Origin of the sequence: Mycobacterium paraffinicum (assembly GCF_025822865.1) — a bacterium.
GTDB classification, from domain to species: Bacteria; Actinomycetota; Actinomycetes; order Mycobacteriales; family Mycobacteriaceae; genus Mycobacterium; species Mycobacterium paraffinicum.
This window is the reverse complement of sequence record NZ_JACKUR010000033.1, coordinates 92,441-116,185: the sequence shown is the minus strand read 5'-3', so window position 1 is coordinate 116,185 and position 23,745 is coordinate 92,441. Positions and strand designations below refer to the sequence as shown.

General features: G+C 68.4%; 27 protein-coding genes. 15 read left to right on the top strand and 12 right to left on the bottom strand.

Annotation, left to right across the window (positions count from 1 at the left end; genetic code table 11):
- Positions 1-122: 122 nt before the first annotated feature.
- On the top strand, positions 123-758 hold the full coding sequence (locus H7J89_RS23180; protein WP_264047100.1) for a DUF3000 domain-containing protein: 636 nt from the start codon (positions 123-125) through the stop codon (positions 756-758).
- A gap of 1 nt (position 759) precedes the next feature.
- Complete coding sequence (locus tag H7J89_RS23175) at positions 760-2,049, top strand: HRDC domain-containing protein (RefSeq protein ID WP_264047099.1); 1,290 nt, start codon at positions 760-762, stop codon at positions 2,047-2,049.
- A gap of 107 nt (positions 2,050-2,156) precedes the next feature.
- Here H7J89_RS23175 and dxs read toward each other — a convergent pair whose 3' ends face one another.
- From dxs to H7J89_RS23155, 4 genes are all read right to left on the bottom strand, one after another.
- The gene (gene dxs / locus H7J89_RS23170) at positions 2,157-4,070 is read right to left on the bottom strand and encodes a 1-deoxy-D-xylulose-5-phosphate synthase (RefSeq protein ID WP_264047098.1); all 1,914 of its coding nucleotides are present in this window, start codon (positions 4,068-4,070) and stop codon (positions 2,157-2,159) included.
- A 54-nt stretch (positions 4,071-4,124) separates the two neighbouring features.
- Positions 4,125-5,588 carry a cation:proton antiporter domain-containing protein gene (locus H7J89_RS23165; RefSeq protein ID WP_264047097.1) on the bottom strand — a complete coding sequence of 488 codons (1,464 nt, stop codon included), beginning with the start codon at positions 5,586-5,588 and terminating at the stop codon, positions 4,125-4,127.
- 191 nt (positions 5,589-5,779) lie between these two features.
- The gene (locus tag H7J89_RS23160; RefSeq protein WP_264047140.1) at positions 5,780-6,973 is read right to left on the bottom strand and encodes a class I SAM-dependent RNA methyltransferase; all 1,194 of its coding nucleotides are present in this window, start codon (positions 6,971-6,973) and stop codon (positions 5,780-5,782) included.
- Between the two features lie 29 nt (positions 6,974-7,002).
- Positions 7,003-8,997, bottom strand: coding sequence for an APC family permease (locus tag H7J89_RS23155; RefSeq protein ID WP_264047096.1), 1,995 nt, complete (start codon positions 8,995-8,997; stop codon positions 7,003-7,005).
- Between the two features lie 130 nt (positions 8,998-9,127).
- On the opposite strand from H7J89_RS23155, the gene H7J89_RS23150 reads away from it, so the two are divergent.
- Both H7J89_RS23150 and H7J89_RS23145 read left to right on the top strand, forming a co-directional pair.
- Complete coding sequence (locus H7J89_RS23150) at positions 9,128-9,796, top strand: potassium channel family protein (RefSeq protein ID WP_264047095.1); 669 nt, start codon at positions 9,128-9,130, stop codon at positions 9,794-9,796.
- A gap of 126 nt (positions 9,797-9,922) precedes the next feature.
- On the top strand, positions 9,923-10,600 hold the full coding sequence (locus H7J89_RS23145) for a potassium channel family protein (protein WP_067199263.1): 678 nt from the start codon (positions 9,923-9,925) through the stop codon (positions 10,598-10,600).
- On the opposite strand, the gene H7J89_RS23140 is transcribed toward H7J89_RS23145, so the two are convergent.
- Together H7J89_RS23140 and H7J89_RS23135 are read right to left on the bottom strand one after the other, a co-directional pair.
- The gene (locus tag H7J89_RS23140; RefSeq protein ID WP_264047139.1) at positions 10,597-11,238 is read right to left on the bottom strand and encodes a DUF3159 domain-containing protein; all 642 of its coding nucleotides are present in this window, start codon (positions 11,236-11,238) and stop codon (positions 10,597-10,599) included. The two genes, H7J89_RS23145 and H7J89_RS23140, sit on opposite strands and share 4 nt — an antisense overlap.
- Positions 11,239-11,312: 74 nt before the next feature.
- On the bottom strand, positions 11,313-11,681 hold the full coding sequence (locus H7J89_RS23135; RefSeq protein WP_264047094.1) for an OB-fold nucleic acid binding domain-containing protein: 369 nt from the start codon (positions 11,679-11,681) through the stop codon (positions 11,313-11,315).
- Positions 11,682-11,818: 137 nt separating this feature from the next.
- Here H7J89_RS23135 and H7J89_RS23130 point away from each other — a divergent pair, with 137 nt between their 5' ends.
- A complete protein-coding gene (locus tag H7J89_RS23130) occupies positions 11,819-12,520 on the top strand; it encodes an alpha/beta fold hydrolase (protein ID WP_264047092.1) in 702 nt (233 codons plus the stop codon).
- A gap of 10 nt (positions 12,521-12,530) precedes the next feature.
- On the opposite strand, the gene H7J89_RS23125 is transcribed toward H7J89_RS23130, so the two are convergent.
- On the bottom strand, positions 12,531-13,286 hold the full coding sequence (locus H7J89_RS23125) for a DUF3710 domain-containing protein (RefSeq protein WP_264047091.1): 756 nt from the start codon (positions 13,284-13,286) through the stop codon (positions 12,531-12,533).
- The gene (dut, locus tag H7J89_RS23120; RefSeq protein ID WP_066950303.1) at positions 13,283-13,747 is read right to left on the bottom strand and encodes a dUTP diphosphatase; all 465 of its coding nucleotides are present in this window, start codon (positions 13,745-13,747) and stop codon (positions 13,283-13,285) included. Before dut ends, H7J89_RS23125 begins: the two co-directional genes overlap by 4 nt.
- A 25-nt stretch (positions 13,748-13,772) precedes the next feature.
- On the opposite strand from dut, the gene H7J89_RS23115 reads away from it, so the two are divergent.
- Complete coding sequence (locus H7J89_RS23115) at positions 13,773-14,258, top strand: DUF3093 domain-containing protein (protein ID WP_264047089.1); 486 nt, start codon at positions 13,773-13,775, stop codon at positions 14,256-14,258.
- Between the two features lie 13 nt (positions 14,259-14,271).
- Here the strand turns inward: H7J89_RS23115 and H7J89_RS23110 are convergent, their stop codons facing one another.
- A complete protein-coding gene (locus H7J89_RS23110) occupies positions 14,272-14,574 on the bottom strand; it encodes a DUF4193 domain-containing protein (RefSeq protein WP_007171590.1) in 303 nt (100 codons plus the stop codon).
- A gap of 193 nt (positions 14,575-14,767) precedes the next feature.
- Here H7J89_RS23110 and cei point away from each other — a divergent pair, with 193 nt between their 5' ends.
- A complete protein-coding gene (gene cei, locus H7J89_RS23105) occupies positions 14,768-15,421 on the top strand; it encodes an envelope integrity protein Cei (protein ID WP_066950310.1) in 654 nt (217 codons plus the stop codon).
- An 8-nt stretch (positions 15,422-15,429) separates the two neighbouring features.
- Here the strand turns inward: cei and H7J89_RS23100 are convergent, their stop codons facing one another.
- A complete protein-coding gene (locus tag H7J89_RS23100; protein ID WP_264047085.1) occupies positions 15,430-16,308 on the bottom strand; it encodes an inositol monophosphatase family protein in 879 nt (292 codons plus the stop codon).
- 103 nt (positions 16,309-16,411) lie between these two features.
- Here H7J89_RS23100 and ppgK point away from each other — a divergent pair, with 103 nt between their 5' ends.
- From ppgK to H7J89_RS23085, 3 genes are all read left to right on the top strand, one after another.
- Entirely contained in the window at positions 16,412-17,221 is an 810-nt protein-coding gene (gene ppgK / locus H7J89_RS23095) for a polyphosphate--glucose phosphotransferase (RefSeq protein WP_264047084.1), read from the top strand.
- 176 nt (positions 17,222-17,397) lie between these two features.
- Positions 17,398-18,903, top strand: coding sequence for an RNA polymerase sigma factor (locus tag H7J89_RS23090; RefSeq protein WP_264047083.1), 1,506 nt, complete (start codon positions 17,398-17,400; stop codon positions 18,901-18,903).
- 103 nt (positions 18,904-19,006) lie between these two features.
- Positions 19,007-19,420, top strand: coding sequence for a RidA family protein (locus H7J89_RS23085; RefSeq protein ID WP_264047082.1), 414 nt, complete (start codon positions 19,007-19,009; stop codon positions 19,418-19,420).
- On the opposite strand, the gene H7J89_RS23080 is transcribed toward H7J89_RS23085, so the two are convergent.
- Entirely contained in the window at positions 19,369-19,725 is a 357-nt protein-coding gene (locus H7J89_RS23080) for a DUF952 domain-containing protein (RefSeq protein ID WP_264047081.1), read from the bottom strand. The genes H7J89_RS23085 and H7J89_RS23080 overlap by 52 nt on opposite strands.
- A gap of 136 nt (positions 19,726-19,861) precedes the next feature.
- On the opposite strand from H7J89_RS23080, the gene H7J89_RS23075 reads away from it, so the two are divergent.
- Both H7J89_RS23075 and H7J89_RS23070 read left to right on the top strand, forming a co-directional pair.
- Positions 19,862-20,047 (top strand): DUF7455 domain-containing protein, encoded by a 186-nt coding sequence (locus tag H7J89_RS23075; protein WP_082962899.1) that lies wholly within the window; start codon positions 19,862-19,864, stop codon positions 20,045-20,047.
- A 64-nt stretch (positions 20,048-20,111) separates the two neighbouring features.
- The gene (locus H7J89_RS23070; protein WP_264047079.1) at positions 20,112-21,107 is read left to right on the top strand and encodes a YihY/virulence factor BrkB family protein; all 996 of its coding nucleotides are present in this window, start codon (positions 20,112-20,114) and stop codon (positions 21,105-21,107) included.
- Here the strand turns inward: H7J89_RS23070 and H7J89_RS23065 are convergent.
- On the bottom strand, positions 21,104-21,343 hold the full coding sequence (locus tag H7J89_RS23065) for a DUF3039 domain-containing protein (RefSeq protein ID WP_264047077.1): 240 nt from the start codon (positions 21,341-21,343) through the stop codon (positions 21,104-21,106). The two genes, H7J89_RS23070 and H7J89_RS23065, sit on opposite strands and share 4 nt — an antisense overlap.
- Before the next feature lie 45 nt (positions 21,344-21,388).
- Here H7J89_RS23065 and H7J89_RS23060 point away from each other — a divergent pair, with 45 nt between their 5' ends.
- From H7J89_RS23060 to ideR, 3 genes are all read left to right on the top strand, one after another.
- The gene (locus tag H7J89_RS23060; protein WP_372513823.1) at positions 21,389-21,802 is read left to right on the top strand and encodes a DUF3099 domain-containing protein; all 414 of its coding nucleotides are present in this window, start codon (positions 21,389-21,391) and stop codon (positions 21,800-21,802) included.
- Positions 21,803-21,910: 108 nt separating this feature from the next.
- Positions 21,911-22,900 carry a sigma-70 family RNA polymerase sigma factor SigB gene (sigB, locus tag H7J89_RS23055; protein WP_082948083.1) on the top strand — a complete coding sequence of 330 codons (990 nt, stop codon included), beginning with the start codon at positions 21,911-21,913 and terminating at the stop codon, positions 22,898-22,900.
- 126 nt (positions 22,901-23,026) lie between these two features.
- Positions 23,027-23,716: an iron-dependent transcriptional regulator IdeR gene (gene ideR, locus H7J89_RS23050; protein WP_066950336.1), complete on the top strand. Its 690-nt coding sequence runs from the start codon at positions 23,027-23,029 to the stop codon at positions 23,714-23,716.
- The last annotated feature ends 29 nt before the right edge of the window (positions 23,717-23,745 follow it).

Genomic DNA, 23,745 nt, shown 5'->3' with positions numbered 1-23,745 from the left:
GCGCCTGATTCCGCGTGTCGGCCGATAGGTCTACCGTCGGACCCTGTGACCCGCGCCGCGACGATGCAGAGCGGGCACCTCCCGCGTGCGGGGGACGGCAGCGATGCGGAGGAGCGGCGCAAATGACCCGGGCCGCGACGACGCAGGGTGGCCGGGATGAACAGGAGCGGCGCCAAGTGACCTCAGCTGAACCGGAGCCATTCCGCGAGGCGGTAGCGGCGATGAATGGCGTCACCGTCCGACGGGAAATCGAGCTGGGCCCCATCCGCCCGCCGCAACGCCTGGCGCCCTACAGCTACGCGCTGGGGGCCGAGGTCAAGCATCCCGACCGTGAGATCGTCCCCGAGCGATCCGACGGCGACGCCTTCGGCCGACTGATTCTGCTGTACGACCCGGAAGGCGCCGACGCGTGGGACGGCACCATTCGCCTGGTCGCCTACATCCAGGCTGACCTCGATCCCAGCGAGGCCGTCGACCCCCTGCTGCCGGAGGTGGCGTGGAGTTGGCTGGTCGACGCGCTGGAGTCCCGGATGAAGCAGGTCACCGCCCTCGGCGGCACGGTCACCGCCACCACCTCGGTGCGCTACGGCGACATTTCGGGGCCGCCGCGCGCCCACCAGTTGGAGCTGCGGGCGTCGTGGACGGCGACCACGCCGCAAGTCGGCGTCCATGTCGAGGCCTTCTGCGAGGTACTGGAGCACGCGGCGGGTCTCCCGCCGACCGGCGTCACCGATCTGAGTTCGCGGTCACGCGCCTGACATGTGCGAACCGGCGGCCCATGGGGCCGGCAGCACGGCGCCCGACGACACCGAACCCGCGCCCACGCCCCTGCTGCACCCGGCCGGAGGGATTCCGGACCTCTCGGTGACCGTAAGTCAGATCCAGGAGGCGGCGGAGCTCCTCGGCCGCGGTCGTGGTCCGTTTGCGGTGGACGCCGAGCGGGCCTCGGGTTTCCGGTACTCCAACCGGGCCTACCTGATTCAGATCCGGCGGTCGGGCGCGGGCACCGTGCTCATCGACCCCGTCAGTCACGGCGCCGACCCGCTCGAGGCGCTGCGGCCCGTCGCCGAGGTGCTCGGCGAAGACGAATGGATCCTGCATTCGGCCGACCAGGACCTGCCCTGCCTCGCGGAAGTCGGCTTGCGGCCACCCGCGTTGTACGACACCGAGCTCGCCGGGCGGCTGGCCGGGTTCGAGCGGGTGAACCTGGCGACCATGGTGGAGCGGCTGCTCGCTTCCGGGTTGGCCAAGGGGCACGGGGCGGCCGATTGGTCCAAACGCCCGCTGCCCGATGAATGGCTCAATTACGCGGCGCTGGACGTCGAACTGCTCATCGAGCTGCGGGCCGCGGTCGCCGACGTGCTGGCCGAGCAAGGCAAAACTGGTTGGGCCGCAGAGGAATTCGACTACCTACGGGTGGCGGGCGTCAGGGACCCCAGCGCGGCGACGCGGCGGGAGCGGTGGCGGCGGACGTCGGGGATCCATCGGGTGCGTGACCAGCGTGGCCTGGCCGCGGTCCGCGAGCTGTGGCTGACGCGCGACCGCATCGCCGAGCGCCGCGACATCGCGCCGCGACGCATCCTGCCGGACTCGGCGATCATCGAGGCCGCCATCGCCGATCCCAAGACCATCGAGGACCTCACCGCCTTGCCGGTGTTCGGTGGGCGCAATCAACGTCGCAGCGCCGCCACGTGGTTGGGGGCGCTGGAGGCGGCCCGGCAAACCAAGAACCCGCCCGTCGATGCCGAACCGCCGAACGGGCCCCCGCCGGCGGCGCGGTGGAGCAGGCGCAAACCGGAGGCGGCCGCGCGGCTGGAGGCGGCGCGTGCGGCGCTGTCGGAGGTGTCCGAGCGGGTGCACGTCCCGACCGAGAACCTGGTCTCGCCCGACCTGGTGCGACGGTTGTGCTGGGACTGGGAGCCCGCCCCCGACCCTTTCGACGCCGTCGAGACGTTCCTACGGGCCGGGCAGGCCAGGCAGTGGCAGCGCGAATTGGTGGATCCCGTTCTGGCCCGGGCGCTGCAACCGCCCCAAGAAGACCGCGACTAGCCCCGATGGTGGCGACCCGCTTCGCCCGGCTCCGCCGCGCTCGCGATCGCCACTTAGTCGAGGTGGCGACCCGCTTCGCCCGGCTCCGCCGCGCTCGCGATCGCCACTTAGTCGAGGTGCTCGCGGATCTCCGCTTCGGTGACGGCGTTACCCAGCGCGGCGACCCACCCGGTGATGCGGCGGGCCACGTCCTGATCGGTCAGCCCCAGGTCGGCCAGCAGCTCTCCCCGCGAGGCGTGCTCGTAGAACCTCTGCGGCAGGCCGACGTCGCGGCACGGCACGTCGATCTCCGCGCTCCGAAGCGCCGCCGACACCGCCGACCCCACGCCGCCGTTGACGCCGTTGTCCTCGCATGTGACCACCAGCTTGTGCTGCGCGGCGAGCTCGATCACTCCCTCGGACACCGGCAGGACCCAACGCGGGTCGATCACCGTCACGCCGATCCCCTGGTTGTGTAGGCGCTTGGCGGCCTCGAGCGCCATCGGGACGAACGCGCCCACGCCCACCAGCAGCACGTCGTGGTTCAGGCCGGCGGCCGGGACGGCCAGCACGTCGACACCCGCGCGCCGCTCGAGGGCCGGAATGTCTTCTCCCACATCACCTTTGGGGAACCGGAGCGTCGTCGGCCCGTCGTTGACGTCGAGCGCCTCGCCGAGTTCCTCGCGCAACCGGGTGGCGTCGCGGGGCGCGGCCACCCGCATACCGGGCACGATGCCCAGCATCGACATGTCCCACATGCCGTTGTGGCTGGCACCGTCCGACCCCGTGATCCCGGCCCGGTCGAGCACCATGGTGACGGGCAGCTTGTGCAGCGCCACGTCCATCATGATCTGGTCGAAGGCCCGGTTGAGGAACGTCGAATAGATGGCCACCACCGGGTGCATGCCGCCCATCGCCAGGCCCGCCGCCGACGTCAGGGCGTGCTGCTCGGCGATGCCGACATCGAACAGCCGATCCGGGAACCGTTGTCCGAAGGCGCTCAGCCCGGTCGGGCCGGGCATCGCCGCGGTGATGGCCACGATGTCGCGGCGCTTCCTGGCGTAGCCGATCAGCGCGTCGGAGAAGGTGGCGGTCCAACTGGGACCGGCGACCTTGGTGGCCTGCCCGGTGACCGGATCGATGACGCCACAGGAATGCATCTGCTCGGCCTCGTCATCCTCCGCCGGACCGAAACCCATGCCCTTGCGGGTGACGACGTGCACGATCACCGGCCGGCCGAAGCCCCGGGCGTGGCGCAGTGCCATCTCCACCGCGCGTTCGTCGTGGCCGTCGACCGGTCCCACGTACTTCAGCCCCAGGTCGGTGAACAGCAGCTGCGGGGACAGGGAATCCTTGATGCCGGCCTTGACGCTGTGCATGAACCGGTAGGCCAGCTCGCCGAGCAGCGGCAGCGAGCGCACCGCGTCGCGGCCCTTCTCCAGGGCCTGCTCGTAGGCCGGCTGCAGCCGCAGGGTGGCCAGATGGTCGGCGACGCCGCCGATCGTCGGCGCGTAGCTGCGGCCGTTGTCGTTCACCACGATGATCACCGGCCGCTTCGACGCCGCGATGTTGTTCAGCGCCTCCCAGCACATGCCGCCGGTGAGCGCGCCGTCGCCGACCACGGCGACCACGTGCCGGTTGCGGTGGCCGGTCAGCTCGAACGCCTTGGCCAGGCCGTCGGCGTACGACAGCGCCGCGCTGGCGTGGCTGGACTCGACCCAGTCGTGTTCGCTCTCCGCGCGCGACGGATAGCCCGACAGCCCGCCCTTTTTGCGCAGGCTCTCGAAGTCCTGCGAGCGCCCGGTCAGCATCTTGTGGACGTATGCCTGATGACCGGTGTCGAAGACGATCGGATCATGCGGCGAGTCGAACACCCGGTGTAGCGCCAGCGTCAGTTCGACGACGCCGAGGTTGGGCCCGAGGTGTCCCCCGGTCGCAGCGACCTTGTGGATCAGGAACTCGCGAATCTCGGCGGCCAGTTCGCGCAGCTGCTGTTGGGACAGGTGTTGCAGATCAGCGGGCCCGCGGATCTGTTCCAGCATCCCGATAGTCTACGCAGCGTCGGAGGGAACAGCAGGGAGCCGGAGGCAGCCGGCCTAGGAGGGTCCGAAGAGCTCGGCCAGGGTGCCGCGAAGTTCGGGATCCGCCAGGACGACGACCTCGTCGCCGGCCTGAAGTTCGGTATCGCCCCGCACCGGAACCAGGCCTGTGGTGCGCACCACGATGCTCACCCAGATGTCGCCGACGCGGTCACTGAGCCCCTCCACCGTGCACCCCTCGGCGGCAGACCCCTTGGCAACGCTGAAGCGGTGCGCTCCGTGCGGTTCGTCCGCGAGCCGCACCCCTATCTCCCATGGCTGGGTCTCCACGGTGCGCATGGGCAGCTTCAACAGCTTCGCGACGCCGGGCACCGAGCTGCCCTGCACCAGAACCGAGAAGATCACGACGACGACCACGATGCCGTAGAGGCGTTCGGCGTTGGCGACGTGTGCGGCGCGCAGCAACTCGCCGAGCAGAATCGGCACCGCCCCTTTGAGGCCGGCGAACAGGATGAAAAGGCGTTCGTTTCGCTCGAGGCGCACGCCGACCAGGCAGGCGCTCACGGCCAGCGGACGAATCAGCACCGTCAGTCCCACGCCGAGAGCGAGCCCGGGAATCCACACGTCGGGGTGAGTAAGCACGTTGAGGTCGACGGTCAAACCCAGCACGACGAACGCGACGATCTCGGCCAGGCCGGCCAAGGCAGCGTGGAACCGCTTGATCTCGGGCTTGTAGGGAGCGCGCGCATCGCCGATCACGATGCCGGCGACGAACACCGCCAGAAATCCCGATCCGTGCGCAAGCGTGGCGAGGCCGTACAGCATCAGGCTCGATGCCAGCGTTCGCAAGGGGTAGAGGCCTTCGCTCGGCAGGGCCACGCGGCGCATGAAGACGAGCAGGGCGCGGCCGCCGATCACCCCGACGGCAAGGCCGATCGCCATCTGCAGAGCGAATTGGGTTCCGACGCTGGCGAATCCGGCTGCGCTGAGGCCGCCGGCGGCGATCAGGCTGGACATCAACGAGATGCCGACCGGATCGTTGGCGCCGGACTCGCCCTCCAAGATGGTGCTGCTGCGACCCCTGATTTCGCGTTTGCCCAGGACAGAGAACACCACGGCCGGGTCGGTGGGAGCCACCGCGGTTGCGACGAGCACCGCAGGGAACCAGCTGATGCCGCACGCGTAGTGCAGCATCAGCGCTGCGCCGGCGGCGGTGATGGCGGTGCCGAGGACGCCGACCGACAGGATGGGGGCAACCGCCCTGCGGAAACGGGCGGGCCCGATATGCATGCCGCCGTCGAACAGCACCAACACCAGAGCGATGGTGATGACCTGTTCCACGATCCGCTCCGACGGTGGCTGCACCGCGGGTAGGGAGTGCACCGCCGCTGCCGTTCCGACGAGCACGAGCAGGGGAACGGGGACCTTGACCCGCTCGGTCAGACGGTTCGCCAGGACAGCGACCAGACCGACCGCACTGGAGAACAAGATGATGAGCGCGAACCGAAGACCATCGTTCACGATCGCGACACCCGCAGACGCGACGGCGCTTTGTCGGTAGGCACTGGTGCCTTTCGGTTGGTCGACAGGGACATCGAGGACATCGCCGACCAGACTTCCCGGCACACCGCGATGGAGTCTAGCCGCTTTCGGGGCGCCCCACCCGCAGAGTCATTGCGATTACTCGTATCTCGCCGGCACTGGCGGCGGCCCTAATCGCGCGTCAGCAGGGCGACGCATTCGGTGTGATGGGTCAGCGGGAACGCGTCGAACACCTTGATCTTCTCGACGGCATAGCCGCGGCCGAGGTAGAGCCCGACATCGCGGGCGAAAGCTGCGGCCTCGCAACCGATGTGCACTATCCGCGGGATACCGGCGGCGGCCAGCAGATCGACGATTTCGCGCCCGGCGCCCGCGCGCGGCGGGTCCAGCACCACCACATCGGCGCCGGGTCGTTGCGCGTTGAGCACCCGCCGCACCGAGTCGGTGACGACCTGCACCTGCGGCATGTCATCCAGCGCGGCGCGGGCGGCGCGCGTGGCCGCGCGCGAGGTGTCGACGCTCAGCACCCGACCGGACTCCCCGACCGCGGCGCCGAGCGCCGCGGCGAAAAGGCCGGCGCCGCCGTAGAGGTCCCACGCGGTCGCGCCGGTGGCTGCCTGCGCCCAGTCGGCGACCAGGCGGCTGTACACCGTCGCCGCGCCGCGGTGCGCCTGCCAGAATGCCGTCACCGGGATCTTCCAGCTGCGGCTGTCGACCCGCTGCACCGCCTCGTAGCTGCCCTCGACGACCTTGGTCGCGGTCTTCCTGCCCTGCCGCAGCGTGCGCACCACGTGGCGCGCACCGTCGTCGTCGACGGCGACGTGCAGCTGGGCGGTCGGCGGCCAGTCGGATTCGGCGATCCCGTCGAGCATGCCGGCCGGCAACTGCGCGCAGCGCAGGTCGGTCACCAGTTCGTCGCTGTGATACCGGTGAAACCCAGCGCGGCGGTCGGCGCCCACGTCGAGCCGGACCCGGGTGCGCCAACCCGTCGGCCCGGAGTCCGACAGCGGTTCGGCCTCGCCATTCCAGCGGTGTCCGCCGAGGCGCTCCAGCTGATTGGCCACCACTTGCGCCTTGATCGCGCGGGCCGCCTCCGGGGCGGCGAACGCCAAGTCGCAGCATCCGGCGCCGTCCACCCCGGCGATGGGGCACAGCGACTCGACGCGGTCGGCCGACGGCTCGAGCACCTCGACAACCTCGGCGTGCCAATAAGATCCACGGTCGGCGGTGACGCGGACCCGCACCCGCTCACCCGGCAACGCGTAGCGGACGAACACCACGCGCCCCTCGTGGTGCGCCACGCAGCTGCCGCCGTTGGCCGGGGCGCCGGTGACCAACGTGAGCTCCTGGTACAGGGGCAGCACCGCCGCGGGTGCGCGGGGGGATTCGCGGGTCAATCGAAGATTCCCCGACGAGTGTCCCCAGGGGCCACGTGGTGCTGCAGCGTCTGCAGCCGCTCCGACGAATTAAGTTGCCACGGAACAGAAGTCACCATCACGTTGGGCATGAACAACAGCCGGCCCTTGAGCCGCAGCGCGCTTTGGTTGTGCAGCACCTGCTCCCACCAATGGCCCACCACATACTCGGGAATGAACACGGTGACGACGGTGCGCGGCGATTCCTTGCTGACCCGTTTGACGTAATCCAGTATGGGGCGGGTGATTTCACGGTACGGCGAGGCGATGACCTTCAGCGGCACGCTGATGTCGCTTTCCTCCCACTGGTGCACCAGCTCGCGGGTTTCCCCGTCGTCCACGCTTACGGTGAGCGCCTCGAGCGCATCGGGGCGGGTCGCCCGGGCGTAGGCCAGCGCGCGCAGCGTGGGCAGATGCAGTTTGGACACCAACACCAGCGCGTGATTGCGGCTGGGCAACACCACGTCGTGCTGGGCGGCGGCCTGCTCCTCCAATTCCCGGGTGACGGTGCCGTAGTGCCGGTGGATCATTTTCATCATTCCGAACAGCAAACCCATGGCGAAAAGCGCGATCCATGCACCGGCGACGAACTTCGTCACCAGGACGACCAACAAAACCGCGCCGGTGGAGAGCAATCCGACTGTATTGACGACCCGGGAGCGCATCATCTTGCGCCGCGCACGCGGGTCGGTCTCGGTACGCAGCAATCGGGTCCAGTGCCGCACCATGCCGATCTGGCTCAGGGTGAACGAAATGAAAACCCCGACGATGTACAGCTGGATCAGGGCGGTGACCTCGGCGCGGAACGCGATGATGGCCAGCAGCGCCGCACCGGACAGGAACAGGATCCCGTTCGAGAACGCCAACCGGTCCCCGCGGGTGTGCAGCTGGCGCGGCAGGTAACTGTGCTGCGCCAGCACCGAGCCGAGCACCGGGAACCCGTTGAACGCGGTGTTGGCCGCCAGCACCAGGATGAGCGCGGTCACCGTGGCGATCAGCAGGAAGCCGATGTGGAAGCTGCCGAACACCGTTTCCGCGAGCTGGGTGACCAGGGTCTTCTGGTAGTAGCCCGGCGGGGCGCCGGCCAGTTGCGTGGCGGGATCCTCGACCAGCTGAACGCGGATCTGCTGGGCCAACACGATGATGCCCATCAGCAGCGCCACCGCGATCGCCCCCAGCATCAGCAGTGTCGTCGCCGCGTTGCGCGACTTGGGCTTCTCGAAAGCCGGAACGCCGTTGCTGATGGCCTCCACACCGGTGAGCGCCGCGCAGCCCGAGGAGAAAGACCGCGCCACCAGGAATGCCAGCGCGAAGCCGACGACCTGGCCGTGCTCGGCGTGCATCTGAAAACCGGCCGACTCCGCGCGCAGCGGGTTGCCCAGCACGAAGATCCGGAACAGACCCCAGCCGATCATGATGAAGACGCCGACGATGAACGCATAGGTCGGAATGGCGAACGCCAGCCCGGACTCCCGGATTCCGCGCAGATTCAACGCCATCACCAGCAGGATGGCCGCCACGCAGAACCACACCTTGTGCTGGGCCACCACGGGGATGGCGGAACCGATGTTGGACATCGCCGACGCCGTCGAAACGGCAACGGTGAGAACGTAATCCACCATCAGGGCGCTGGCGACCACCAGGCCGGCGGTGTCACCGAGATTGGTGGTGACCACCTCGAAGTCGCCCCCGCCCGACGGGTAGGCGTGCACGTTCTGCCGGTAGCTGGCCACCACGACCAGCATCACCGCGGCCACGGCGAGCCCGATCCAGGGCGTCAACGCGTACGCGGACAGGCCGGCCACCGAGAGCATCAGGAAGACCTCTTCGGGTGCGTACGCCACCGACGACAACGCGTCGGAGGCGAACACCGGCAAGGCGATCCGCTTGGGCAGCAGGGTGTGACTCAGCCGGTCGCTGCGAAACGGCCGGCCAATTAGCAACCGACGCGCTGCGGTTGAAAGTTTGGACACGAGAGCCAAGAGTAAGCCCACAAGGGTTTGGCGGTAGCTTCGTACTCGAGAATGTTTGCCGACCCGAAATCGGCTGGCCGACGTGGGTTGCCGATCGGGGGGCGCAGGACGCAGCCGAGAGGATCGGAAAGTGCGAGTAGTGGTGATGGGCTGCGGCCGCGTCGGTTCCTCGGTGGCCGACGGGTTATCGCGGATCGGCCACGACGTCGCGGTCATCGACCGCGACAGCACCGCCTTCAACAGGCTCAGCCCGGAGTACGCCGGGGAGCGGGTCTTGGGGCAGGGGTTTGACCGGGACGTGCTGCTGCGGGCCGGCATCGAGGAGGCCGACGCGTTCGCCGCCGTGTCATCCGGGGATAACTCGAACATCATCTCGGCGCGGCTGGCCCGGGAGACCTTCGGCGTCAAGCGCGTCGTCGCCCGGATCTACGACGCCAAGCGCGCCGAGGTCTACGAACGCCTCGGCATCCCGACCATCGCCACCGTGCCCTGGACCACCGACCGCCTGCTCAACGCGCTGCTCCGCGACACCGAGACCGCCAAGTGGCGCGACCCGACCGGCACGGTGGTCGTCGCCGAGGTCGTCCTGCACGAGGAGTGGATCGGGCAGCGGGTCACCGATCTCGAGCAGGCCACCGGGGCCCGCGTCGCGTTCCTGATCCGGTTCGGTGCCGGCGTCTTGCCGGAACCCAAAACGGTCATCCAGGCCGGCGATCAGGTCTACGTCGCCGCGATCTCCGGCCGCGCCGCCGAGGCCATCGCCATCGCGGCCATGCCACCCAGTGAAGACCTCGGTTAAGGAGACGGCGAACATGAAGACCGCCGACGACGAAGAAGCCGGCGCAACCGGGTTTAAGGAGACGGCGAACATGAAGACCGCCGACGACGAAGAAGCCGGCGCAGCCGGGTTTGAGGAGCGGCGAACATGAAGGTAGCTGTCGCCGGGGCCGGCGCGGTCGGCCGCTCGGTCAGTCGCGAACTCATCGGCAACGGCCACGACGTGACGCTCATCGAGCGCAATCCCGATCACGTCGACGTCGACGCCATCCCCGCCGCCCACTGGCGTCTCGGCGATGCCTGCGAGCTGAGCCTGCTGGAATCGGTGCATCTGCAGGACTTCGACGTGGTGGTGGCCGCGACCGGCGACGACAAGGCCAACGTCGTGCTCAGCTTGCTGGCCAAGACCGAATTCGCGGTGCCGCGGGTGGTGGCCCGGGTCAACGATCCCCGCAACGAGTGGTTGTTCACCGACGCCTGGGGCGTGGATGTGGCGGTGTCCACGCCGCGCATGCTCGCGTCGCTCATCGAAGAGGCCGTCGCCGTCGGTGATCTGGTGCGGCTCATGGAATTCCGTCGCGGCCAGGCCAACCTCGTCGAGATCACCCTGCCCGACGACACGCCCTGGGGCGGCAAGCCGGTGCGCCGCCTGCAACTGCCCCGGGACGCCTCGCTGGTGACGATCCTGCGCGGCCCGCGGGTGATCGTGCCCGAGGCGGACGAGCCGCTGGAGGGCGGCGACGAGCTGCTCTTCGTCGCGGTCGCGGAGGTCGAAGAGGACCTGCGCAAGCTCCTGCTGCCGGACGGCCCGCCGCTCGACAGCTAGTCGCGGACGGGGTCGGCGTCGATCTGGACGCCGGTGTCACCGACCGCGGGCAGGGCACGCTGCACGGCTTTGATCGCCGCGTATGTCGCCAGCGCGGCGGCCAAGGTCAGTGGCCACCCCATCGCGATCCGCGCGACCGCCAGCCAACCGGTCTGGTCGGCGTCATAGAGCAGGCCCTGGACGACGAACCGGGCGGCGAACACCAGCACCCAGCAGACCGAGGCGATGTCGAACGCGTAGACGGCCCGGGGCACGTCGCGCCATCCGCGACCACGCCCGCTGGCCCAGCTCCACGCGTAGCCGACCAGAGGCCGTCGGACGACGACCGACACGGCGAACACCACCGCCCACACCAACGACATCCAGATGCCCAGCAGGAAGTAGCCCTTCGACTCCCCCACCAGGTAGGCGATGAGCGCGCAGATGGCGACGCCGAAGAACCCGGAGAATGCCGGTTGCGGGGATTCGCGGCGGATCAACCGCCATACCAACACCAGCGCAGCGACCGCCAGCGCGGACCCGATCGCCACGAGCAAGCCGGACACGCTCGAAGCAATGACGAAGATCACAACGGGCAGCGAAGAATAGATGACACCGCTGACGCCGCCCACCTGCCCGAGCAGACGTTCAGGTGTGATGCGGCTGGCGGTCGCGGGTTCGGGCGAGCCCGACTCGTGCGGTCCCGGACTCGACCCCCAATCGGCGGGTCGAGTCACCGCTGAATTTCGTAGTGCGGGTTGTAGATGGCCTTGGTGCCGTTCTCGAGCTTGCCTAGCCGGCCCCGCACCCGCAGCTTGCGGCCCGAGTCGATGCCGGGTATCCGGCGCTGGCCCAACCAGACCAAAGTGACGGTGTCGCTGCCGTCGAACAGCTCGGCGCGGACACCGCCGGCACAGGCCTTGCCGTTACATTCCACGCTGCGCAGCGTGCCGACCATGGTGACCTCTTGGCCACGCTCGCAATCGATGACTCGCTGCGCGCCGGTGAGTGCGACCTCGTCGGACAACTCCTCCGAGTCGCGTTGCTCCGGAGCCTCCGTCAAGCGGCGGGTGAGCTTGCGCAGATATCCTTGGGCCCCCATGGCCCCTCCTGACAATGCCGATAAGCCTTGGCGCTTCCATTTATGCCAACGGACACCGTAGACCTGTTGGTTCCCGCGCGCCAACCGACTCAAACACCGCTGTTGGGCACAAATGAACGCCGGGGCAATATCAGGGGATGACTGTCGATCTGCGGGGTGTCACGATCGTCTTGCTGCCCGGCACGGGGTCCGACGACGACTACGTTCGCCGGGCTTTTTCGGGCCCCTTGCGCGAGGCCGGCGCCGTGTTGGTGACCCCGCCGCCCAACCCGGATCGGTTGATCGACGGCTACGTTTCCGCGTTGGATGCCGCCGCGCGCACGGGCCCGATCGCCGTCGGCGGCGTCTCGATCGGCGCGGCGGTGGCGGTCGCCTGGGCACTGGCCCACCCGGACAAGACGGTCGCCGTCCTGGCCGCGCTGCCGGCGTGGGCCGGGGAACCCGAAACGGCGCCCGCGGCACTCGCGGCGCGGCATACGGCATCGCAGCTCCGTGCTGACGGACTGGAGGCGACGACCAACCAGATGCGGGCGTCCAGCCCGCCGTGGCTGGCCGACGAGCTGGCGCGGTCGTGGCGCGCCCAGTGGCCACAACTGCCCGACGCCATGGACGAAGCCGCCGGCCACGTGGCGCCCAACCACGCCGAGCTGGCGCGGCTGGCCGTGCCACTGGCTGTGGCGTCCGCCGTCGACGATCCCATCCACCCCCTCCAGGTCGGTGTGCAGTGGGTTGCCGCCGCGCCGCGGGCGACGCTGCGGACGGTGACGCTCGACCAGATCGGCGCGGACCCCGCCGCGCTGGGCGCGGCGTGCCTGGCCGCCCTCGCCGAGCTGAGCTAGCGGGATTGGTTCAGCCCCCGGTGGTGGTGCGCAGCTGCTGCATGGCCGAACCGTCGACGCTGCGGCGCGCCGCCGGCTGGTTGGGCCCTTCCTGCTCCACGCCTTGTTGCTGGGCCTGTTGCGCCTCGGCCTGCTGGGCGGCCGCGGCCTCCCGCAATTGCTGCGCCATCGGCTCAGGCAGCTGCACGGTCAACGGCGTGCGCACCGGAAGCGGTGTGTCACCGCGGCGAACCACGGTGTCCGCCAACGCCCCTCGCGCCTCCTGTTCGAGGGCTTCCATGGTCTCGTGGGGGCCGTTGATGACGCAGCGGATCATCCAGCGGTAGCCGTCCACCCCGATGAAGCGCACCGCGCCGGAGGCGGAGCCGACCACCTCGCGGCCCCAGGGGCCGTCCTTGATGCTGACTTTGGCCGAGTCGTTGCGCAGCGAATCGGCGAGTTCACTGGCCACTTCCCGCCACAGGCCGCCCGTCTTCGGTGCCGCGTAGGCCGCGATGGTGAAGCGGCCGTTGGGCGTGACGACCCACACGGCGCTCGGAACGCCGGTCTCGGTCAGTTCGACCTGCAGCTGGCCCGCCTCCGGCATCGGAATGAGCACCGAGCCCAGGTCCAGGCGCGCCAGCTCCGCGACCGACGGGTCCTCGAAATCGTCGATATCAAACGGGCCCTCGAGTTCTTCGTCGAACTCGTCGTCGATCGGGTCAGCGACTGCGTCCACCGACTCGTCGCTGTCGTCGTTGCTTGAACGTCTATTGAGTGCCATCACAAACTCGCATGTCCGCCGGAGGAACCGTGGCCACCGTCGCCACGGGATGTGTCGGCCAGGCCGGCCTCGTCGAACGACGACACCTCGACCAGCTCGACCAGTTCGACCCGCTGCACGAGCAGCTGGGCGATGCGGTCGCCGCGGTGCACCACGATGGGCTCGGTGGGATCGAGGTTGATCAGCGCGACCTTGATCTCGCCGCGATAGCCCGCGTCGATGGTTCCCGGGCTGTTGACGATCGAAAGCCCCACGCGCGACGCCAATCCCGAACGCGGGTGCACCAACCCGACCATCCCGAACGGGATCGCGACGGCCACGCCCGTGCGGACCAGGGCGCGTCGCCCCGGTTCCAGCTTGAGGTCTTCCGCGCTGTAGAGGTCCACCCCGGCGTCGCCTTGGTGAGCGCGCGTGGGCAGTGGAAGCTCGGGATCAAGACGGACGATGGCGAGACTGGTCGACACGGGGCCACAGATTACCCTTGACTGCGTGTCCGGTACGCACGTCGCGCCGCACAGTGTGCGATATCGCGAACGACTGTGGGTGCCATGGTGGTGGTGGCCGCTGGCCTTCGGGCTGGCGGGGCTGATCGCCTTCGAAGTCAACATGGGTGTCGCCCCCCGGCCTTCCTGGTTGCCGTACGCAACGCTTTTCGCGGTGGCGGCCGGCGCCCTGCTGTGGCTGGGCCGCGTCGAGATCCGGGTGACCGCCGACCCGAACGTCCCGGGTGGGGTCGNACTGTGGGCCGGTGAGGCGCACCTGCCGGTCACCGTGATCGCCCGGTCCGCCGCGGTCGCCCCGTCGGCCAAGTCCGCGGCCCTGGGCCGCCAACTCGACCCGGCGGCTTACGTGTTGCATCGGGCATGGATCGGCCCGATGATCCTGGTCGTCCTCGATGACCCGGACGACCCGACGCCGTACTGGCTGGTGAGTTGCCGCCACCCCGAGCGGGTGCTGTCGGCATTGCGAAGCTGATCCCGAGACTCGGTCAGGCCGCGCAGTCGGTACAGATCATCAGGCCGTTCTTCTCGCTGGCCAGCCGGCTGCGGTGTTGCACCAGGAAACAGCTCGAGCAGGTGAATTCGTCGGCCTGCTTCGGAATGACGCGAACTGACAGTTCTTCCCCGGACAGATCGGCGCCGGGCAGCTCGAAAGACTCAGCGGTTTCGGATTCGTCGACGTCCACCACGGCCGAAGCCGCCTCGTTGCGCCGCGCTTTGAGCTCCTCCAGCGAGTCTTCCGAGACGTCGTCGGTCTCGGTGCGCCGTGGAGCGTCGTAGTCGGTAGGCATATTCGTTTCCCCTGCCCTATTGCCTCTTCATGCCTCGTGTCTCAGGCATCGCTTTGTACCAGCGTCGAACGCATCCACCAAATGATTCGTGCCCGGATCGCGCCCCGGTTATGTGTGATTTACGTCACACACCCATCTTCGCCCTTGCGTTCGCCTTTGAACAGTGCGTTTAGGGTGTGACTAGAGTGCACCTGTGGTCGCACAAATCACCGAGGGTACCGCCTTCGACAAGCACGGCCGGCCCTTCCGGCGGCGCAATCCCCGCCCCGCCATCGTCGTCGTCGTTTTCCTCGTGGTGGTGACGGCCGTGGTGTGGACGATCGCGCTGACCCGGCCGGCGAAGGTGCACGAGGTCGCGGTGTGCAACCCGCCGCCGAAAGGGGCCGGATCCGGGGCGCCCGCTCAGCTCGGTGAGCAGGTGTCGCGAAGCGCGATGATGGACGTCACACCCGCCAAACTCAGCGACACCAAGGTCCGCGTGCTCAACGCCAGCGGCCGTGGCGGCCAGGCGGGTGACGTCTCCGGTGCTCTCAAAGATCTCGGGTTCGCCCAGCCGACGGCCGCTAACGATCCCCTCTATGCCGGCACGCGGCTGACCTGCCAGGGCCAGATCCGGTTCGGTACTGCGGGGCAAGCCACCGCGGCAGCGGTCTGGTTGGTGGCGCCGTGCATGGAGCTGTTCAACGACAGCCGCGCCGACGACTCAGTCGACCTGGCGTTGGGTACGGACTTCACCGCGCTGGCCCACAACGACGACATCGATGCCGTGCTGGCCACGCTGCGCCCCGGGGCCACCGAGCCGTCAGACCCCGCGCTGCTCACGAAGATTCACGCCAGCAGCTGCTGACAGCGGCGTCAATCGAGGATCGGGTCGAGGCCGTCGATCTCGTCCAGGGCGGCCAGCAGCTCGTCGGCGATTCCCGGCGCGGCGGCCAGCACCAGCCCGGCGCCGTCAATGTCGTTCGCGGGCAAGGAAACCCGCGCGCCCGCCTCGGCGGCGATCAGCGCGCCGGCCGCGCAATCCCACGGCTGCAGGCCGTGCTCGTAGAACGCGTCGAGCCGGCCCGCCGCGACCATGCACAGATCCAGCGCCGCCGAACCGATCCGGCGGACGTCGCGGACCACCGGCAGCAGCCGCGCCAACAGCGCCGCCTGCGTCGCCCGCCGCTGCCGCGAGTACCCGAAACCCGTGCCCAGCAGCGCCATCGACAAATCGTCGACCGTGGCGCACCGCAGCGGCCGCACCCCCTGGTCGTCGATGACATGCGCGCCCAGGCCGGTCCCGGCCGAGTACACCCGGCCGGCGACGACGTCGGCGACGGCCCCCGCCACCGACACGCCGTCGACCTGCGCGCCGACCGACACCGCGTACGCCGGGATGCCGTAGACGAAGTTCACCGTGCCGTCGATGGGATCGAGCACCCACGTGACGGCGCCGGCGGGGGTTCCGGCCGGGTCGGCCGGGCCACCGCCCTCCTCGCCGAGAATCGGGTCACCGGGCCGTAATTCGGCCAGCCGGTCCCGCAGCAGGCGTTCGGTTTCCGTGTCGACGACGGTGACCGGATCGGTCGGAGTGCTCTTCGACCGCACCGCGCCGTTGCCAGGAAGTTGCGAGCTCGCCGCGGCCTGGCCGAAGACCTCGGCGCGGCGACGCCGCACGAACGCGGCGGCCTCCGTGGCCAGCGATTCGGCCACCGTGCGCAAACGGGCGGGCTCGTCATCTCCTCGGGTCACCGGTCTATCGCATCACAGGCGGCACGGCCCCGCAGATACCCCGTCGGCGCAGCAGCGCCGGGCTAAGGTGGGCGGACAGCCTCAGCCACGTCCAGGAGCTTCGATGACCAGCACCGACTCGACCACGGATACGCCAGGCACCGGCGCCGCCGTCGGCGCCCCACAGCGTCGGGGATTCGGCATCGACGTCGGCGGCAGCGGCATCAAGGGCGGCATCGTCGACATGGACACCGGGCAGCTGATCGGCGAGCGGATCAAGCTGCTGACCCCGCAGCCGGCAACGCCGCCGGCGGTTGCCAAGACCATCGCCGAGGTGGTCAACGCGTTCGGCTGGACCGGTCCACTCGGGGTGACCTATCCCGGGGTCGTCACCCACGGTGTCGTCCAGACGGCTGCCAACGTCGACAAATCGTGGATCGGCAGCAACGCGCGCGAGATCATCAGCGCGGAGTTGGACGGCCAGGACGTCACGGTGCTCAACGATGCGGACGCCGCGGGGCTCGCCGAGGAGCACTACGGCGCCGGCAGAAATCAGTCCGGTCTGGTCGTGTTGCTGACGTTCGGCACCGGAATCGGCTCCGCGGTCATCCACAACGGCGTCTTGATACCCAACACCGAGTTCGGGCATCTCGAGGTCGGCGGCAAAGAAGCCGAACAGCGCGCCGCGTCGTCGGTCAAAGAGAAGAACGGCTGGAGCTTCGAAAAGTGGGCCAAGCAGGTCACCCGGGTGCTGGTGGCCATCGAGAACGCGGTGTGGCCGGACCTGTTCATCGCGGGGGGCGGCATCAGCCGCAAGGCCGACAAGTGGCTACCGCTGCTCGAAAATCGCACCCCGGTGGTGGCGGCGGCCCTGCTCAACACCGCCGGGATCGTCGGCGCGGCCATGGCCTCCACCTCCGACGTGACGCACTGATTTTCGCCCGGCAGAGCGGTTGCACCGCTCACTGTCGTTACAATGGTCATCGGCGACCGCCCGAACGATAGCGTGCAAGCACCCACGCTGATCCAACGCCGACATCGACATAGCAGACACTTTCGGTTAACCATGCCCAATACCCACCGAAGGTGAGCCCAAACGAAGGGGTGTAAGTGGCAGCGACCAAGGCAAGCCCGGCAACCGAAGCGCCGGTGAAACGGACCGCCACGAAGTCTCCGTCCTCCCCCGCTAAGCGATCGGCGGCCAAGGCCGCTCATGGCTCCGCCCCCGCGAAACGCGCCGCCAAGGCGCCGGCACGCGCGGCCGAGGCCGGCGCCGCCGCCGACACCAAGAAGAACCGCGCCGCCAAGGCACCATCGGGCCGCGGGACCAAAGCGGCCAAGGGCGCGCCGGCGGATGCCGACGTCGACCTGGAGGCCGTCGAAGATCTCGACGACGCGGAGCTCGACGCCGAGCCCGGCGAAGACCTCGAGATCGACGCCGCCGACCTGAGCCTGGACGACCTGGAGGAAGACGACGTCGCGGCCGAAGCCGACGACGCCGAGGTCGACCCGCCCGACCCCGACGACAGCGAGGAAGAGGCAACCGCACCGGCCGCCGTGGCCGCCGCGGCTCCCGTCGAGGACGACGAGGAAATCGCCGAGCCCTCCGAAAAGGACAAAGCCTCCGGCGATTTCGTCTGGGACGAAGACGAGTCCGAGGCGCTGCGGCAGGCGCGCAAAGACGCCGAACTCACCGCATCCGCGGACTCGGTTCGCGCGTACCTCAAGCAGATCGGCAAGGTGGCGCTGCTCAACGCCGAGGAAGAGGTCGAGCTGGCAAAGCGGATCGAAGCCGGCCTGTACGCCACGCAGCTGATGGCCGAGATGGCCGAGCGCGGCGACAAGCTGCCCGCCGCTCAGCGCCGCGACATGATGTGGATCTGCCGCGACGGCGACCGCGCGAAAAACCATCTGCTGGAAGCCAACCTGCGCCTCGTGGTGTCGCTGGCCAAGCGGTACACCGGCCGCGGGATGGCGTTCCTGGACCTCATTCAGGAAGGCAACCTGGGCCTGATCCGTGCGGTCGAGAAGTTCGACTACACCAAGGGCTACAAATTCTCCACCTACGCGACGTGGTGGATCCGGCAGGCCATCACCCGCGCCATGGCCGACCAGGCCCGCACCATCCGCATCCCGGTGCACATGGTCGAGGTGATCAACAAGCTGGGCCGCATCCAGCGTGAGCTGCTGCAGGACCTCGGCCGCGAGCCCACGCCTGAAGAGCTCGCCAAGGAAATGGACATCACGCCCGAAAAGGTGCTGGAGATCCAGCAATACGCCCGTGAGCCGATCTCGCTGGACCAGACCATCGGCGACGAGGGCGACAGCCAGCTGGGTGACTTCATCGAGGACAGCGAGGCCGTGGTGGCCGTCGACGCGGTGTCGTTCACCCTGCTGCAAGACCAGTTGCAGTCGGTGCTGGAGACGCTGTCGGAGCGCGAAGCCGGCGTAGTACGGCTGCGCTTCGGCCTCACCGACGGCCAGCCGCGCACCCTCGACGAGATCGGCCAGGTCTACGGCGTCACCCGTGAGCGCATCCGGCAGATCGAGTCCAAGACGATGTCAAAGCTGCGCCACCCCAGCCGTTCCCAGGTCCTGCGCGACTACCTCGACTAGTAACCACCGAGCGTCCTCGCCAGAGCCGTTGCGGCGCAAGGACCCTCAGCGCTCCACGAAAAATGCGTCGCGCTGCCGGCGGGGCCGTCGTACGGTGACTCCCATGCCAGCCAACCGCACAGTGGTGTCATCCGGCTCCGAGTTCGAATCGGCCGTCGGTTACTCTCGCGCCGTCCGCGTCGGCCCGCACGTATCGGTGGCCGGAACGACCGGTGTCGGACCGGCCGGCGACATCGCGGCCCAGGCCCGAGATGCCTTGCGCCGCATCGAGGTTGCGCTCCGGCAGGCGGGAGCGGCGCTCACCGACGTGGTCCGCACCCGGATCTATGTCACCGACATCTCCCGCTGGCGCGAGGTCGCGGCGATACACGCGCAGGTCTTCGGCGCCATCCGTCCCGCGGCCACCATGGTGGAGGTGTCCGCGCTGATAGCACCCGAGCTGTTGGTCGAGATCGAGGCCGACGCCTACGTGGACTCCCCGGCCGGCGGGAAGGTTCCGTCGGGGGCCGGGCGGTAGGCCGTGACTCTGATCACAGCATCCGTGGGCAGCGGACCGTACAGGTGCGGGAACAGCATCGACTCCGGATCCGTTGCAACGCCTGGCTCCCAACGCACTTCGGAGTGCAGCCGCGCCGGATCGATGTGCAGTAGCACCAAGTCATCGCGGCCCCGATAGAGCCGATTCGCCGGCAGGTGAACCTGCCCTGGCGTCGAGAGATGGATGAACTGGCCGCCGGACGCCCGGATCTCACCGGAGGCGCGGGCACGGGACCACTCGTCGACCCCACACAGATGTACCAGCAGGTCAGGAGCGGAAGTCATGGATGAACACCTTAGAGATGCGTCGGAAACGAAACGTTTACAGGCCGTGAGAAACGACACACCCGATAACGATCAGGGAACAACGCGAAAACCCCATACGTCTGAGAGAGTGAATAAAAGCAAGAACGGAGAAGCCATGAATGCAACTCTGACCAGTCCCGAGCTAACCCGTGCGGACCGCTGCGATCGCTGCGGTGCCGCTGCTCGAGTCCGCGCCAAGCTGCCTTCCGGAGCTGAGCTTCTCTTCTGCCAGCATCACGCCAATGAGCACGAGGCGAAACTGACCGAGCTTTCCGCCGTCCTGGAGGTCAGCGCAAGCTAGTCCGCCGGACTCACCCGTCGGCCATGTGGGCGACGGGGCAAGTCTTCGGTAATGCTGGACGGGTATGAGCGATCAAGTCGCAAGACCGTCCCGCCATCACATCTGGCGACTCAGTCTGAGGACTCTCTCGAAAAGCTGGGATGATTCCATCTTTTCCGAGTCCGCGCAGGCGGGCTTCTGGTCGGCGCTGTCGCTCCCGCCGCTGCTCCTGGGGATGCTGGGAAGCATGGCCTACGTGGCGCCGCTGTTCGGGCCCGACACGTTGACGGCGATCGAGAAGAGCATCATCTCCGCGATTCGCAGCTTCTTCTCGCCCAGCGTCGTCAACGAGATCATCGAGCCGACCATCCGCGACGTCACCGCCAACGCCCGCGGCGAGGTGGTGTCGGTCGGCTTCCTGATCTCGATGTGGGCGGGCTCGTCGGCCATTTCGGCCTACGTCGATGCCGTGGTGGAGGCGCACGACCAGACCCCGCTGCGGCACCCCGTGCGGCAGCGGCTCTTCGCCCTGTTTCTCTACATCGTGATGCTGGTGTTCGTGGTGTGTGCCGCGCCGGTACTGGTGGTGGGCCCGCGCAAGGTGAGCGAACACATCCCGTACGACTTGGCCAACGTCCTGCGCTACGGGTATTACCCGGCGCTGATCCTCGGACTGCTGGTCGGGGTGGTCATCCTGTACCGGGTGGCGCTGCCCGAACCCCTGCCGACGCACCGGCTGATCTTCGGTGCCGTGCTCGCCACGGCGGTCTTCCTGATCGCGACGCTGGGCCTACGGATCTACCTGCGGTGGATCACCAGCACCGGCTACACCTACGGTGCGCTGGCCACACCGATCGCGTTCCTACTGTTCGCGTTCTTCGGCGGTTTCGCGGTCATGCTCGGCGCCGAACTCAACGCGGCGATCCAGGAGGAGTTCCCGGCGCCGAAGACGCACGCCCATCGGCTGCGCAAGTGGCTGGAACACCGCGTGACGGCGCTCAAGCGTCCGGCGGCTTCGTCACCCGAGCCGGTGCCGGCCGACAACGCGACGCTGGCGGCCGAGCCGTCGCAGCCGACCTAGTCCTTCTTCATCCGGTCGTAGATCTGCTTGCAATCCGGGCAGACCGGCGAACCCGGCTTGGCCGCCTTGGTGACGGGAAAGACCTCCCCGCACAACGCCACCACGTGGCTACCCATGACCGCGCTCTCGGCGATCTTGTCCTTCTTGACGTAGTGGAAGTACTTCGGCGTATCGCTGCCCGTCCCGTCGTCGACGCGTTCGTCGGTCTCGGTGCGTTCGATCGTCTGGGTCTCCATACCTGACATTGTGCCCCGTAACTCGCTCCTGCCGGAATCTGTCGGGTGTGGAAGAGTGGAGGAATGAAGCGCGAATCCGATCTGGGGTTCGACGATGAGGGCCGGCCGGTGCTCATCACCGCCGCAGCACCCTCCTACGAAGAGCAGCACCGCGCGCGGGTCCGGAAATACTTGACCCTGATGGGGTTCCGGATCCCGGCGCTCATCCTGGCCGCGCTGGCGTACGGCGCGTGGCACAACGGTCTGATCTCACTGGCGATCGTGGCCGTGTCGATCCCGTTGCCGTGGATGGCGGTCCTGATCGCCAACGACCGGCCACCGCGCAGCCCCGACGAGCCGCGGCGGTTCGACGATGCCCGGCGGCGCACGCCGCTGTTCCCGAGCGCCGAGCGGCCGGCGATCGAACCGCCCCGGCATCCCCACTCGAGCCGGCCTACCGGATCGCAGGGCTGGGAATAGTCACCACTTCTCAGGACATTCTCAGGTCGACGGCACATTCCCGCACGTCAAGACGTGTGAGATCACAAAGGGCTGGGAACTCTCAGGGCTGATCTGTCGTTGAACTCCATGACAGTACAAGCCGAACGGGAGGTCGCTATGGCGAACGCCAGCACGAGCAGATTTGACGGCGATCTGGATGCTCAAAGCCCCGCCGCGGACCTCGTGCGCGTATATCTCAATGGCATCGGTAAGACGGCGCTGCTGAACGCGGCGGGCGAGGTTGAACTAGCCAAGCGCATCGAGGCCGGGCTCTACGCCGAGCACCTGCTCGAAACTCGGAAGCGTCTCGGCGAGAACCGCCGACGTGACCTCGAGGCCGTCGCGCGCGATGGACAGGCCGCGCGCCGTCACCTGCTGGAAGCCAACCTGCGTCTGGTGGTGTCGCTGGCCAAGCGCTACACGGGTCGCGGCATGCCGCTGCTGGACCTCATCCAGGAGGGCAACCTGGGCTTGATCCGCGCGATGGAGAAGTTCGACTACACAAAGGGATTCAAGTTCTCCACCTATGCCACTTGGTGGATCCGCCAGGCCATCACCCGTGGCATGGCCGACCAGAGCCGCACCATCCGGCTGCCCGTGCACCTGGTTGAGCAGGTCAACAAGCTGGCGCGAATCAAGCGGGAGATGCACCAGAACCTGGGACGCGAGGCCACCGACGAGGAACTCGCGGCCGAGTCCGGCATCCCGGTCGAGAAGATCAACGACCTGCTCGAGCACAGCCGCGACCCGGTAAGCCTGGACATGCCGGTCGGCTCCGAAGAAGAGGCCCCGCTGGGCGATTTCATCGAGGACGCCGAGGCGATGTCCGCCGAGAACGCGGTGATCGCCGAGCTGCTGCACACCGACATCCGCAGCGTGCTGGCCACTCTCGACGAGCGCGAGCACCAGGTGATCCGGCTGCGCTTCGGCCTGGACGACGGCCAGCCGCGCACCCTCGATCAGATCGGCAAGCTGTTCGGCCTCTCGCGCGAGCGGGTCCGGCAGATCGAGCGGGACGTAATGTCCAAACTCCGCCACGGCGAGCGCGCCGACCGGCTACGGTCGTACGCAAGCTAAGACCCCCCAGCTAGGTAGCAGACGGTATGCCCGCCGCGCACGCGGCGGGCATACTGCTTGTCGGGGCAGCGTTACACCCATTCGCGCAGCTGGCCAAGTAGACTCGGCGTCGATGGAAGGTGCTGAATGAACGACCTGGTTGACACCACCGAGATGTACTTGCGGACCATCTACGACCTCGAAGAAGAGGGCGTGACCCCGCTGCGTGCGCGCATCGCAGAACGCCTCGACCAGAGCGGGCCGACAGTCAGCCAGACCGTATCCCGCATGGAGCGCGACGGGCTGCTCCACGTCGCCGGCGACCGCCACCTGGAGCTCACCGACAAGGGCCGGGCGCTGGCCATTTCCGTCATGCGCAAGCACCGCCTCGCCGAGCGATTGCTCGTCGACGTCATCGGGGTGCCCTGGGAGGAAGTGCACGCCGAGGCATGCCGGTGGGAGCACGTGATGAGCGAGGACGTCGAGCGGCGGCTGGTGAAGGTGCTCAACCACCCGACCACCTCCCCCTTCGGTAACCCGATCCCGGGGCTGTTGGACCTGGGCGTCGGCCCCGAGTCGGGCGCCGACGACGCCAACCTGGTCCGGCTGACCGAGTTGCCGCCCGGATCGCCGGTGGCCGTGGTCGTCCGCCAACTGACCGAACATGTGCAAGGTGACATCGACCTGATCACCCGCCTGAAGGACGCCGGCGTCGTCCCCAACGCCCGGGTGACCGTCGAGACCGGGCCCGCCGGGGTCACCATCGTCATCCCGGGCCACGAAAACGTCACCCTTCCGCACGAGATGGCACACGCGGTCAAGGTCGAGAAAGTCTGACCCTACTGCCGATGGTGGCGATCTGGGGG